Origin of the sequence: Burkholderia sp. LAS2, from assembly GCF_018417615.1 — a bacterium.
Taxonomy (GTDB): Bacteria; Pseudomonadota; Gammaproteobacteria; order Burkholderiales; family Burkholderiaceae; genus Burkholderia; species Burkholderia sola.
The window spans coordinates 1,138,914-1,152,244 of sequence record NZ_CP071054.1 but is presented as its reverse complement, the minus strand read 5'-3'; the positions used below and the strand labels follow the sequence as shown (position 1 = coordinate 1,152,244).

General features: G+C 66.2%; 11 protein-coding genes. 6 read left to right on the top strand and 5 right to left on the bottom strand.

Annotated elements, in window-relative coordinates:
• Window positions 1–3: 3 nt before the first annotated feature.
• Together JYG37_RS34130 and JYG37_RS34125 are read left to right on the top strand one after the other, a co-directional pair.
• A complete protein-coding gene (locus JYG37_RS34130) occupies window positions 4–3,195 on the top strand; it encodes an efflux RND transporter permease subunit (protein ID WP_124632017.1) in 3,192 nt (1,063 codons plus the stop codon).
• A gap of 2 nt (window positions 3,196–3,197) precedes the next feature.
• Window positions 3,198–4,700, top strand: coding sequence for an efflux transporter outer membrane subunit (locus JYG37_RS34125; RefSeq protein ID WP_176016959.1), 1,503 nt, complete (start codon window positions 3,198–3,200; stop codon window positions 4,698–4,700).
• A 131-nt stretch (window positions 4,701–4,831) separates the two neighbouring features.
• Here the strand turns inward: JYG37_RS34125 and JYG37_RS34120 are convergent, their stop codons facing one another.
• The 3 genes from JYG37_RS34120 to JYG37_RS34110 all read right to left on the bottom strand — a co-directional run bounded on the left by JYG37_RS34120 (window position 4,832) and on the right by JYG37_RS34110 (window position 7,393).
• Window positions 4,832–5,545, bottom strand: coding sequence for a dienelactone hydrolase family protein (locus tag JYG37_RS34120; protein WP_124557709.1), 714 nt, complete (start codon window positions 5,543–5,545; stop codon window positions 4,832–4,834).
• 278 nt (window positions 5,546–5,823) lie between these two features.
• Window positions 5,824–6,135: a DUF4148 domain-containing protein gene (locus JYG37_RS34115; protein ID WP_050018207.1), complete on the bottom strand. Its 312-nt coding sequence runs from the start codon at window positions 6,133–6,135 to the stop codon at window positions 5,824–5,826.
• Between the two features lie 292 nt (window positions 6,136–6,427).
• Window positions 6,428–7,393, bottom strand: coding sequence for a GlxA family transcriptional regulator (locus JYG37_RS34110; protein WP_124632004.1), 966 nt, complete (start codon window positions 7,391–7,393; stop codon window positions 6,428–6,430).
• 173 nt (window positions 7,394–7,566) lie between these two features.
• Here JYG37_RS34110 and JYG37_RS34105 point away from each other — a divergent pair, with 173 nt between their 5' ends.
• From JYG37_RS34105 to JYG37_RS34095, 3 genes are all read left to right on the top strand, one after another.
• Window positions 7,567–8,208 carry an HD domain-containing protein gene (locus tag JYG37_RS34105; RefSeq protein WP_050018209.1) on the top strand — a complete coding sequence of 214 codons (642 nt, stop codon included), beginning with the start codon at window positions 7,567–7,569 and terminating at the stop codon, window positions 8,206–8,208.
• A gap of 299 nt (window positions 8,209–8,507) precedes the next feature.
• The gene (locus JYG37_RS34100; RefSeq protein ID WP_050018210.1) at window positions 8,508–8,963 is read left to right on the top strand and encodes an Xre family toxin-antitoxin system antitoxin; all 456 of its coding nucleotides are present in this window, start codon (window positions 8,508–8,510) and stop codon (window positions 8,961–8,963) included.
• Entirely contained in the window at window positions 8,960–9,439 is a 480-nt protein-coding gene (locus tag JYG37_RS34095; protein WP_050018211.1) for an RES family NAD+ phosphorylase, read from the top strand. Before JYG37_RS34100 ends, JYG37_RS34095 begins: the two co-directional genes overlap by 4 nt.
• Window positions 9,440–9,477: 38 nt before the next feature.
• Here JYG37_RS34095 and JYG37_RS34090 read toward each other — a convergent pair whose 3' ends face one another.
• Window positions 9,478–10,410, bottom strand: a complete 933-nt coding sequence (locus JYG37_RS34090; RefSeq protein WP_213346817.1) for a tyrosine-type recombinase/integrase — start codon at window positions 10,408–10,410, stop codon at window positions 9,478–9,480.
• 136 nt (window positions 10,411–10,546) lie between these two features.
• Window positions 10,547–10,714 carry a hypothetical protein gene (locus JYG37_RS34085; RefSeq protein ID WP_160331235.1) on the bottom strand — a complete coding sequence of 56 codons (168 nt, stop codon included), beginning with the start codon at window positions 10,712–10,714 and terminating at the stop codon, window positions 10,547–10,549.
• A 328-nt stretch (window positions 10,715–11,042) separates the two neighbouring features.
• On the opposite strand from JYG37_RS34085, the gene JYG37_RS34080 reads away from it, so the two are divergent.
• Window positions 11,043–13,028: a gamma-glutamyltransferase family protein gene (locus JYG37_RS34080; protein ID WP_213346815.1), complete on the top strand. Its 1,986-nt coding sequence runs from the start codon at window positions 11,043–11,045 to the stop codon at window positions 13,026–13,028.
• The last annotated feature ends 303 nt before the right edge of the window (window positions 13,029–13,331 follow it).

Genomic DNA, 13,331 nt, shown 5'->3' with positions numbered 1-13,331 from the left:
TTCATGGCCAAGTTCTTTATCGATCGCCCGATCTTCGCGTGGGTGATCGCGATCGTGCTGATGCTGGCCGGCGTCGCATCGATCTTCAAGATGCCGATCGCGCAGTATCCGACGATCGCACCGCCGACGATCCAGATCCAGGCGAACTACCCGGGCGCTTCCGCGAAGACGGTGGAAGACACGGTGACGCAGGTGATCGAGCAGCAGATGAGCGGGCTCGACAACTTCCTTTACATGTCGTCGACGAGCGACGACTCGGGCAACGCGACGATCACGCTGACCTTCTCGCCGGGCACGAATCCGGACGTCGCGCAGGTGCAGGTGCAGAACAAGCTGTCGCTCGCGACGCCGAACCTGCCGCAGGTCGTGCAGCAGCTCGGCATGCAGGTCACGAAGTCGAGCAGCAACTGGCTGATGTGGTTCGCGTTCAACTCCGAGGACGGCCGGATGTCGAAGGAGGACCTGACGAACTACGTGGCCTCGCACGTGCTCGATCCGCTGAGCCGCGTGAACGGCGTCGGCCAGACGCTGCTGCTCGGTTCGCAGTTCTCGATGCGGATCTGGCTCGACCCCGTCAAGCTGACCAACTACAGCCTCACGCCGACCGACGTGACGGCCGCGATCACGCAGCAGAACGTGCAGATCGCGGGCGGCCAGATCGGCGGCACGCCGGCGAAGCCAGGCACCGTGCTGCAGGCGACGATCACCGAATCGACGCTGCTGCGCACGCCCGAGCAGTTCGGCAACATCCTGCTGAAGGTCAACCAGGACGGCTCGCAGGTTCGCTTGAAGGACGTCGGCCGCGCGGCGCTCGGTTCGGAGAACTACACGTTCGACACGAAGTACATGGGGCAACCGACGGCCGGCCTCGGCATCCAGCTCGCGACCGGCGCGAACGCGCTGGCGACCGCGAACGCGCTGCGGGCCAAGATCGACGAGCTGTCGAAGTACTTCCCGCATGGCCTCGTCGTGCACTACCCGTACGACACGACGCCGTTCGTGCGCCTGTCGATCGAGGAAGTGGTCAAGACGCTGATCGAGGGCATCGTGCTCGTGTTCCTCGTGATGTACCTGTTCCTGCAGAACCTGCGGGCGACGATCATCCCGACGATCGCGGTGCCGGTCGTGCTGCTCGGCACGTTCGCGATCATGGGTCTCGCCGGCTTCTCGATCAACACGTTGTCGATGTTCGGGCTCGTGCTCGCGATCGGCCTGCTGGTCGACGATGCGATCGTGGTGGTCGAGAACGTCGAGCGCGTGATGGCCGAAGAAGGGCTGTCGCCGAAGGAGGCGACCCGCAAGGCGATGAGCCAGATCACCGGCGCACTCGTCGGCGTCGCGCTCGTGCTGTCGGCGGTGTTCGTGCCGGTGGCGTTCTCGGGCGGCTCGGTCGGCGCGATCTATCGTCAGTTCTCGCTGACGATCGTGTCGGCGATGGTGTTGTCGGTGCTCGTCGCGTTGATCCTGACGCCGGCACTGTGCGCGACGATCCTGAAGCCGATCGAGAAGGGGCATCACGAAGAGAAGAAGGGCTTCTTCGGGTGGTTTAACCGGACGTTCGATCGCAGCCGCGATCGCTATACGAGCGGCGTGAACCATGTGATCAAGCGCTCCGGCCGCTGGCTCGTGATCTACCTGGCCGTGTTCCTCGCGGTCGGCGTGATGTTCGCGCGGCTGCCGAAGTCGTTCCTGCCCGATGAAGACCAGGGCTACATGTTCATGATCGTGCAGACGCCGTCCGGCTCCACGCAGGAAACGACCGGCAAGACGCTCGACAACATCAACACGTACCTGACCACCGCCGAGAAGGAGGTGGTCGACTCGGTGTTCACGGTCAACGGCTTCAGCTTCGCGGGCCGCGGCCAGAATGCGGGCCTCGTGTTCGTGAAGCTGAAACCGTACGAGCAGCGCCAGCGTTCGGACCAGAAGGTGCAGGCGCTGATCGGCCGGACCTTCGCGCACTATTCGACGTATAAGGACGGGATGGTGATTCCGTTCAACCCGCCGTCGATTCCCGAACTCGGTACCGCTGCGGGCTTCGACTTCGAGCTGACGGACAACGCGGGCCTCGGTCACGAAGCGCTGATGGCCGCGCGCGGCCAGTTGCTCGGGATGGCAGCGAAGGATCCGGCGCTGGCGCTCGTGCGTCCGAACGGCCTGAACGATACGCCGCAGTACAAGGTCGACATCGATCGCGAGAAGGCGAACGCGCTCGGCGTGACGGCCGCGGCGATCGACCAGACGTTTTCGATCGCGTGGGCGTCGCAGTACGTGAACAACTTCCTCGATACCGACGGCCGGATCAAGAAGGTGTACGTACAGTCGGACGCGCCGTTCCGGATGACGCCCGAAGACATGAACATCTGGTACGTGCGCAACAGCGCGGGCGGGATGGTGCCGTTCAGCGCGTTCTCGACCGGCCACTGGATCTACGGGTCGCCGAAGCTCGAGCGTTACAACGGCGTGTCGTCGATCGAGATCCAGGGGCAGGCCGCGGAAGGCAAGTCGACGGGGCAGGCGATGGCCGCGATGGAAGCGCTCGCGAGCAGGCTGCCGGAAGGCATCGGCTATTCGTGGACGGGGCTGTCGTTCCAGGAAATCCAGTCCGGCTCGCAGGCGCCGATCCTGTACGCGATCTCGATTCTCGTCGTGTTCCTGTGTCTCGCGGCGCTGTATGAAAGCTGGTCGATCCCGTTCTCGGTGATCATGGTCGTGCCGCTCGGCGTGGTCGGCGCACTGCTCGCGACGATGCTGCGCGGCCTCGAGAACGACGTGTTCTTCCAGGTCGGCCTGCTGACGACCGTCGGTTTGTCCGCGAAGAACGCGATCCTGATCGTCGAGTTCGCACGCGAACTGCAGGCGGGCGGGAACATGGGGCCGGTGCGCGCGGCGATCGAGGCGGCGCGCCTGCGGCTGCGTCCGATCCTGATGACGTCGCTCGCGTTCATGCTCGGCGTGCTGCCGCTCGCGATCAGCAACGGCGCGGGCTCGGCGAGCCAGCACGCGATCGGCACGGGCGTGATCGGCGGGATGGTCACCGCGACGTTCCTCGCCATTTTCATGATCCCGATGTTCTTCGTGCGGGTTCGTGCGATCTTCAGCGGCGAAACGGAAAACGTCGACGACGCATGGCGTCTCGTGCAGGGCGACCTGCAGCGCGGTCGCGACGACGCACACGATTCGAAGGGGCAGTAACGATGCAAAAACATGTTTTGACTGCCACCGCGGCCGCACTGGCTGCCGCGCTGTTTGCCGCGGGCTGCACGATGGCGCCGCATTACACGCGGCCCGACGCGCCCGTCGCGCAGGCGTACCCAGCCGGCGGCGTCTACGCGACGCAGCCGGGCGCGGCCGGCGCGCGCAGCGCGAACGGCCAGGCGGCGACTGCCATCGGCTGGCGCGAATTCTTCGTCGATCCACGCCTGCAGCGGCTGATCGAGATCGCGCTGAAAAACAACCGCGACCTGCGCGTGTCGGTGCTCAATATCGAGGCCGCGCGTGCGCAGTACCAGATCACGCGTGCGGGCTTGTTCCCGACGCTCGACGGTACGGGCACGGGCAGCATCCAGCGTTTCCCGGCAGGTGTATCGCAGACGGGCCAGCCGCTGATTTCGCGCACCTACAACGTCGGCCTGTCGGCGTCGTGGGAGCTCGACCTGTTCGGTCGCGTGCAGAGCCTGAAGGACCAGGCGCTCGCGCAGTACCTGTCGACGTCGTACGCGCGGCAGGCGTCGGAGATCTCGCTGGTGTCGCAGGTGGCGGATCAGTACCTGACGCTGCTGTCGACCGATGACCTGCTGAAGGTCACGGAGGACACGCTGAAGACTGCTCAGGCGTCGTACGACCTGACCAAGCTGCAATTCGACAACGGCACGGGCTCCGAGCTCGAGCTGCGTCAGGCGCAGACGGTAGTCGAGACGGCGCTCGCGAACCAGCAGGCGCAGGCGCGTGCGCGCGCACAGGCGCTGAACGCGCTGGTGCTGCTGATCGGCGAGCCGCTGCCGGACGATCTGCCGGCGGGCATGCCGCTCGACGCGCAGAACCTGCTGACGGACGTGCCGGCCGGGTTGCCGTCGGATCTGCTGACGCGTCGTCCGGACGTGATGCAGGCCGAGCAGACGCTGCTGGCCGCGAACGCGAACATCGGCGCGGCGCGCGCGGCGTTCTTCCCGAAGATCTCGCTGACGGGCGCGTTCGGCACCGGCAGCCCGACGCTGGGCGGCCTGTTCAAGGCCGGCACGGCGGCGTGGTCGTTCGCGCCGCAGATCACGATGCCGATCTTCGAAGGCGGTCAGAACATCGCGAACCTGAATCTCGCGCATGTGCAGAAGCGCATCGAGATCGCGAACTACGAGAAGGCGATCCAGTCGGCGTTCCGCGAAGTGTCGGACGGGCTTGCCGCACGCGGCACGTACGATCAGCAGATCGCGGCATTGGAGCGCAACGAGCACGCGCAGCAGCGTCGCTTCGATCTGTCGGACCTGCGTTACAAGAACGGTGTGGACAGCTATCTGTCGGTGCTGACCGCGCAGACGGATCTGTACTCCGCGCAGCAGTCGCTGATCAGCGCGCGCCTGGCGCGCTGGACGAACCTGGTCGATCTGTACCGCGCACTCGGCGGCGGGTGGATCCAGCGCGCCGGCGAAGCGCCGCGCGCGCCGGATGCGCCGGTCGACGATCAGACGGCAACGACCGGGTAAGCATGGCACATGGCAGGAGCGGAAAGCCGCGCCTGTCCACCGAACCGAAGGAGTGTGAAAACGAAAACGCCACGGACGCAAATCCGTGGCGTTTTCCTTTGTACCGTCGCCGCGCGGGAAGCGGCATTACGTTACGCGTGCTTCGTCCAGAGCGTTCGGCCAAAGAACGTGAGCGTGCGGTCCCACGCCGTTTCCGACCACACCGGATCGAACTGCGTGCCGGCGATGCGGCCGGGGCCGACGGCCGTTTCGTTCGCGAACGCATGGTGCGCGAGATAGCGATGGAATTCGAAGCCGACGTTCGCATCGGTCAGCTTCTTTTCCAGTGCGTCGACCTGGTCGATCGTGAAGAACGCATCCTGCGTCGCCCAATGACCCATCAGCGGTACCTTGAGCTTGGCCGGATCGATGTAATCGAGCGGCGGGAGGCCGTACCACATGACGCCGGCATCTGCGTCGGCGTACTGCAGCGACAGCAGCGTGAGGGCGCCACCCATGCAGTAGCCCGTCACCGCGACCCGCGGCGACAGCGTCTTCAGGTATGCGACCGCGCCGGGAATGTCCTGCGACGCGGCGTCGCCGAAATCGAGGCCGGTCATCAGGTGGTGCGCTTCCTCCTCCTCGACCGTCGACTTGCCGCGATACAGGTCGGGCACGAGCGCGAAGTAACCGCAGCGCGCGAGGCGATCCGCGACGCCGCGGATCTGGTCGTTCAGCCCCCACCATTCCTGGATGACGACGACCGCGGGCGCGCCTTCGGTGCGTGCCGGCGTGGCGAGATAGCCTTGCAGTTCCTGGCCGTCCGGGCGGCGAAACGTGATCGTGGAACCGGATGTTTGAGACATGAAACCGCTCCTTTTCGAAAAATGCGCCGAGTGCGACATCGGGCCGGCCAGCGGGTGTCGTGATACCGCCCGCGTTCGTGCTGGCCGACGCCGACCACGCGGCCATTCTATGCGCAAACACCGGACGCTTGCGTGAACGGCGCCGCACGGCACGCGAGCCGCGAAGGGAGCGGACGACCGGAAAACGAACACCCCGCCCCGATGAACGGGAGCGGGGTGTCGCGTGTACGGCGGGGCGTATCCGGAATACGCCGGCAATACGCCGGCGGGTATCCGGCTTACTGACCGAAGTAGATCGAGTTGCGGCCTTCCTGCTTGACTGCGATCGTGCGGCCTGCACGCGCACCGGCGGCCGCTTGCGCACCGTAGCCGGCTACGTCGGCGTTCGTCACGCGGGCCTGCGCGGCCTGCAGCGCACGCGGGTAATACTGATCGGAGACTTCGGGCTTGTAGCCGGCCTGTTCGAGCTGGACGAGTTCCGCACGCACCTGGGCACGCGTGAGCTGACCCGACGGGTTCGATTGCGCGAATGCGCCGTACGACGCGGACAACGCGGTTGCGGCGACGACAGCGGTGATGAACGACTTCATGGTGACCTCCGGTTCTGTTGATTTCGCGCTTCGCTCGTTGCGTTCAGCGGTTGATTGCATCGTAACGAGCGCGTTCCCGGTCGGAAATACGCGTTGGAGCGAATCATTATTGCAACTGGGTAAACGATTCGTGCGGTACGCAATTTCATCTGAAGATTGCCGGGGAGCTGGAGCGTGGGTAAGGAGCGGCGGGTCGATCGGCGCGGAAGAAGCGGGTCAAACCATTGAATCGCATTCCGAAGTATTTTCGCGAGGCCGCCGGCGTCATTCATTCGGCGCCGCTCGTTCCGCCTCACGCAGCCAGGATCACCTGCCGTTTCCGATATTCGGCCGGCGTGACGCCGACATGCCGGGTGAACGCTCGCCTGAGCGTATCGACGTTTGCGAAGCCGCATTTCGCGGCGACCTGCTTCGGCGTGTCATGGCCGTTCTCGAGCAACTGGCGGGCGGCAGAGATGCGGGTCGCCTCGACCCATGCGGCCGGCGTCATGCCGACTTCCGCGCGGAACAGCCGCGCGAAATGGCGCGGGCTCATGCCTGCATGTTTGGCCATCTCGGCCACCGAATGTTCGAGATCCGGATGGGCCGCGACCCAGCGCTGCACTTCCTGCAGCACCGAACGTCCGGCGGGGCGGGCTTCGCCCTTGCGGCTGAACTGGAGCTGTCCGCCCGGGCGCTTGAAAAACATCACCAGTTGCGCGGCGACGCGCCGTGCGATCTCGCGGCCGAGATCTTCTTCGACCAGCGCGAGCGCGAGATCGAGCCCGGCCGTGACGCCGGCGCCGGTGCGCAGCTTGCCGTCGCGCACGTACAGCGCGTCGGCGTCGACGACGAGCGACGGATAGGCTTCGCCGAGTGCATCGGCGGCGGCCCAGTGCGTGGTCAGGTGACGTCCTTTCAGCAGCCCGGTGGCGGCGAGGATGAATGCCCCGGTGCAGATCGACCCGTAGCGTCTGCTGTGCACGGCCGCCGCGCGCAACCAAGCGAGGACGTCGGTGCGCAGCGCGATCTGGCCGGCGTTCGGCGCGCCGGCGACCAGCAGCGTGTCGATGCGCTCGGGGATGTCGGGGGCGATCCAGTCGGGCAGCAACCGTGCGCCGGACGAGCTGCGGATCGCACCGGCCCCGCTCGCGATGATCCGCGACACATAGAACGGCTTCCCGCATTCGACGTTCGCTTGCGCGAACACGTCGAGCGGCGCGGAGACGTCGAGCAGTTGAACGCCCGGAACGGCAAAAATACCCACGACCTTCGGCATGATCGGTTGCGTGTCGTATCGAACGTGATGCGCAGCAGTATAGGGGCGCTTCTTTCACCATGCAGGCACCGTGTCCGTTCGTCGCGCGAAATGGCAGGATTCGTCGTAACCAGCCTATTTCGGACACCTGTCGGGCTGCGGAGAATCGAGCGTGTCTTCCATGGAGGTCGATCATGACTGTGAACGTTGCCGGCATCACCCTTCCCGATACTCGACTGACGCGCGAGATCACCGAACTCGTGCGCGATACCGAATCCGAACTGCTGTTCCATCACTCGAGCCGCGTGTTCTATTTCGCGGCGCTGGCGGGCCGGCGCCGCGGGCTCGAGTACGACCCCGAGCTGCTCTATTGCGGCTGCATGTTCCACGATATGGGACTGACGCACCGGTACAGCAGCGCATGCGAGCGCTTCGAAGTGGACGGCGCCAATGCCGCCCGCGATTTTCTGAAGGCAAAGGGAGTCTCGCAGCAGGACATCGATGTCGTGTGGACCTCGATCGCACTGCATACCACGCCCGGTATTCCGCAGCACATGCATCCGGTCGTCGCGCTGGTCACGGCGGGCGTCGAGATGGACGTACTGGGCCTCGCTTACCCGGAATACAGTGACATCGGGCGGGAAGCGGTCGTGCGCGCGCATCCGCGCACGCCGCATTTCAAGGAAGACATCATTCAGGCGTTCTATGACGGCATCAAGCACAAGCCCGGCACGACGTTCGGCAACGTGAAGGCCGACGTGCTCGCGGACAAGGAGCCGCATTTCCATGCGGGCAATTTCTGCAGCGTGATCCGGTCGTCCGCATGGGCCGGTTGACCTTGGACGGTCGGTTGCGCATCAGCCGACGGTGATCGTCCGCCGGCGTGTACACAGGGAAAGCGGGGATTCCCGCCACTCGCGTATTACCGTTCGAAATTGTTACGTGACAACTTCAGATCATCGCGAACAGGAACTTTATATACTGAATTTCCGTGCCACGTCCCCGAGGCGAATCTCCGATTCGCGTACCCCCAATACCGGTCTGCCAGCCCAACGAGGTAAAGCCTGCCGCTCCACCACCCGCAAGTATTCGGCAAAACGCCTATAATGATTGGGCAAATTGCCGGAGAGAGGTCATGAGCACCATCGCTTTTCATCCTTCGGGCGTCGCGCATCCGCGTCAGGCCGAATTCACGATTCTCGAGCAGCTGCTGGCGATCCGCGTCCGGTCGGGCGCCGATCTGGCCGAGCTGGCGAGCGCGCGCGTCGACGTGTCGGTGATCGACCGGTTGTCGGAGCGCGGGCTGAAATCGGACGAGCTGGCGTTCATCATTCCGCGCCGCACGCTGAGTCATCGTCGGCAGGCGCACGAGCGCCTGTCGCCGGAAGAGTCGGACAAGGCGATCCGTCTCGCGCGCATCGTCGCGCAGGCGGCGGCCACGTTCGGCGACCAGGACAAGGCGATGGCGTGGCTGCGCAACGGGCTCCAGCGCTTCGGCGGCCGCACGTCGCTCGATATGGCGAGCACTGAGCATGGCGCTCGGCTCGTCGAAGAGGCCCTCACGCAGATCGACGAGGGGTACTTCGCTTGACGACGCTGTGGCGGATCAGCAATTACGCCGATCTGAAAGGCATCGGCGGGTTGCGGGCCGGCGGGCGCTGGCATTTCGCCGGGCAGCCCGTCGTGTATCTCGCCGAACATCCGGCGCTTGCGTTGCTCGAGACGCTGGTTCATTTCGAAATCGCCGCCGTCGCGCAATTGCCGAGCGGATATCAGTTGCTGCGTATCGAGGTGCCCGATTCGGTGGACGTCGCCGAAATCGCGGAAGGCGATGCGCCGGACGACTGGCGCACGAACGTCGACTGGACCCGCAGCGCGGGCACCGAGTGGCTGGACACGCAGCCGAGCGCGCTGCTGCGCGTGCCAAGCGTCGTCGTGCCGCACGCCCATAACTTCCTGTTGAACCCGCTGCATCCGGCCGCCTCCGACATCCGCATCGCGGAAGTGATGCAGTCGCCGTACGACACGCGGATTCTGCGGCTGGTCCAGCCGAAGCCGGGCGAATAGCGCAGCGGGGGAACGCGGTTCGCGCCGGCGGCGCGCGATCACCGCTCGTGGGCAGCGCGATCCGCGGCCGCATCGGGCGGCAGCGTTTGCCGAATGCGCGTGACCGTTCGCGGGCTAGCGAGACCGAGCATCGCCGTGACATCGGCATGCGCATGGCCGGCGAGCAACTGGCGGCGCGCATATGTATTGCGCAGCACGCGCGGGCTCATGTCCGCTGCGTGAAAGCCGATCGCGTTCAGCGCATCGCGCACGACGAGCAGCAGGAACATGTCGTTCATTGCGCCCCCGCGCGGCGCGGGAAACAGCCGCGCCGACGGCGGCACGTCCGAGCGCGCACGCCAGGCGGCGAGCGGCGCCAGCGCGAATGCGGCGAGCGCGATCCGGCGCGCCGGCCGCGCGCGATCGCGCGGCACCGACAACGCCGCTGGCCGCGCGTCGAGATCGAGTGCGTCGCCTGTCGCCGCGCGAATCTCGGCCGACGTGATGCCGCTCGCGAGCAGCAGCGCGACGATCGCGCGATTCCGGCAGTCGGCGGGCGTGTCGTCCGCCCGAGGCTGCACATGGCGCTGCAGCGCCGCGTCGGCGTCGGGCGGCAGGTAGCACGGCTCGGGCTCGCCGTCCGGCCATGCGAGATGGTGCGTCGATCGGCCGGCCGGATGAATCGTCCGCACACCGGCATCGACCAGATGCCGGCCGAGCCGGTCGATCAGCTTCGCATAGCGCACGCGTGTCGACGTGCCGGGCGCGCAGGTGCGGTCGAGTTCCGCGAGGAAGGACGCGACGTGGTCGGGCCCGAACGTCACGAGCGACACGTGCCGTGCGCTCAGGTGACGCAGGAATCGCTCGAACATCGCGACATGCTGGACGATCGAACGCGGCGCGAACGGCCGTCGGCCGGCGCCGGTCGCGGCGGTTTCCTGCCAGGCGCGAAACGCGCCGACGGGGTCGTGAATCCAGCGATTCGTGTCCATCCCCGCTTTATAGCCGGACGCGGCGACGCCGGCAATCGTCCCGATGGCCGGTCGCCGGCGCGCGACGAAGCCGGCGCGTCAGGCCGCGGCCCGGGTGTCGTCTATGCATGGCTGTCCAGGAAGAGACAAATAATCATCACGGATTCCGAAATGAATGGGCGGGCGAAATGCGGCGTCGAGAAGACGCACGCGCCGGCTGGATCGAGTGCCCGCGCAGGAGGGGGCGGCGATTGTCGATCGAACCGCAGGCGTCATCCAGCGGCGCGCCGCTGCCGTCATGCGTCGCGCGCTCGTTCAGTTGCATCTACCAGCGGGCGGACACGAGCGCGACGGTCGCGATGACGATGTGTCTCGCATTCTTTTCCGAGGCGATCGGCGCGATGGAGCACGGGGCCGGCACGCGTCGCCGGGGGAAAAGGTACCGACGTTACGATACGCCCATGCGCTGCAATGCAGCAGATGAAACCGCATGCCGGTTCGGTGACGTTGCGCACACAACGTCCGGTTGCATGACGTCATTTCCCGATTGCGAAAAAAATTCTGTTCATGGGACTATCGGACGCATCGCCTGCGCACCGAGGGGGTCGCTGGCGACGGGATGTCCATCGCAACGACCAGCACATCGGCAGACAATGAACAGAACAGCGATTTTTCCGTATGCGTCCGCGTTGCTCGCGGCTGCGTTGTTGACCGCATGCGGCGGCGACGTCGAGAACGAGGCGGGCCGCACGACCGCACCTTCCACCGATACGAGTTGTCTCGCGGTCGACAACAGCGGCGCGACGGTCGTGGTGGGTTCGAACCAGCCGGGCGACCCGTCGCTGCCGGAAGCGTCGTCGGGCTATCGCACCGGGATGAAGCCCGTCTATGCGAAAACGTACCTGGTGGCCACGTCGAACGCGTACGCGAGCGCGGCCGGGTGCGCGGTGCTGAAGAAGGGCGGCACGGCCGCCGACGCGGCGGTCGCCGTGCAAGCCGTGCTCGGCCTGACGGTGCCGGAGGCCACGGGCCTCGGGTCGGGCGGCGTGCTGCTCTACTACGATGCGCGCGGCAAGACGCTGCAGGCGTACGACGGCCGCGAAACCGCGCCGGCCGCCGCGACGGAGAACTATCTGCGCTATGTCGATGACGCCACCGACCATTCGTTGCCGCTGCCGAACGCGCGTGCGAGCGGCCGCTCGATCGGCACGATCGGCGTGCCGCGGCTCATCGAGGCGCTGCAACAGGATCATGGCCGCTTGCCGTGGCAGAGCCTGTTTGGCGACGCGATCACGCTCGCGACCAACGGTTTCCCGATCGGCGGCCGGCTGGCCGACGCGATCGCGGCGAACGCCGCGAACCTGAAGCGCGACCCCGAAGCCGCCGCGTATTTCCTGAACGCCGACGGTTCGCCGAAGCCGCTCGGCACCGTACTGAAGAATCCGGCCTACGCGCGCACGCTGTCGCTGATGGCGCGGTCGGGCGCGAATGCGCTGTACACGGGGCAGATCGCGCAGGACATCGTCGCGAAGATCGCGGTGACGAAGGGCGCGGACGGCTCGACGCTCACGCCGGGCAAGACGACCGTCGCCGATCTGGCCGCGTATCAGGCGAAGCGCCGCGAACCGGTGTGCACGACTTATCGCAGCTACTGGGTCTGCGGGATGCCGCCGCCGTCGTCGGGCGGCATCGCGGTCGCATCCGCGCTCGGCATTCTCGAGAATTACGACTTGAAATCGTTGAAGCCGACGGCGATCGATCTCGAAGGCGGCAAGCCGACCGTCGCGGGCGTCCACCTCATCACCGAAGCCGAACGGCTCGCGTATGCCGACCGCGACAAGTACGTGGCCGACACCGACTTCGTGCCGCTGCCGGGCGGCACGTGGGACACGCTGCTGAACAAGCCGTACCTGAAATCGCGCGCGGCGCTGATCGACACGACCAAAAGCATGGGCACCGCGCAGCCCGGCAATCTCGGTGCGGTGCCGCTCGGCGTCGACACGACGCTGATCGAGCACGGCACGAACCAGTTCACGATCGTGGACGGCGACGGCAACGTGCTCAGCGCGACGACGACGGTCGAGTCGAGCATGGGCTCGTTCCACATGACCAACGGTTTCCTGCTGAACAACCAGTTGACCGACTTTTCCGCGAACCCGCTCGACGCGTCCGGCAATCCGGTGGCGAACCGCCTGCAGCCAGGCAAGCGGCCGCGCAGCTCGATGGCGCCGACGATCGTGTTCGGGCGGGCCGCCGACGGCTCGCGCGGCGACTTCGTGATGGCGACCGGTTCGCCGGGCGGCGGCACGATTCCGCAATACGTGGTCAAGACCCTGGTCGGCGCGCTCGACTGGGGGCTCGACGCGCAGCAGTCGGCGGGGCTCGTCGACTTCGGCGCGAGCAACAGCCCGACGACCACGATCGGCGGCGAGCATCCGAACGTCAACGCGGCGAACAACGGTGCGAACGATCCACTGATCACGGGGCTGCTCGCGCTGGGGCACAAGGTGTCGACGTCCGCGCAGGCGAGCGGCGTCAATACGGTGATGCGCGTGACGGTCGGCCAGTCGCCGGCGTTGCAGGGCGGCACCGATCCGCGTCGCGAAGGCGTCGTGCTGGGCGATACGTTCCGGCCGTAACCGCGCAGCGTGCGCACGGCCCCGGTTCGCTTGCTGGCGGCCGGGGCCGTGCATCATGACGAGGTCGCATCGACGGCCGCGCAATCCCCAATAATTCGGAATGCAGATGAAGGCGTCTGAATGAAGCACGTCTGCCGGCCCGGGCCGCGGCCGTCCGTCGTCAAATGCAGCGGCCACCCCGCCACAAACCTCCGATTGTCAAACAGTGTGAGTCAATCGTCAGCATTTGCAACGGAAGTAACAGTCCCCGCAATTCAGTCGTTTTGCTCGCCGGCGCCGCTACATTAGCTCCACCTGCCGCAT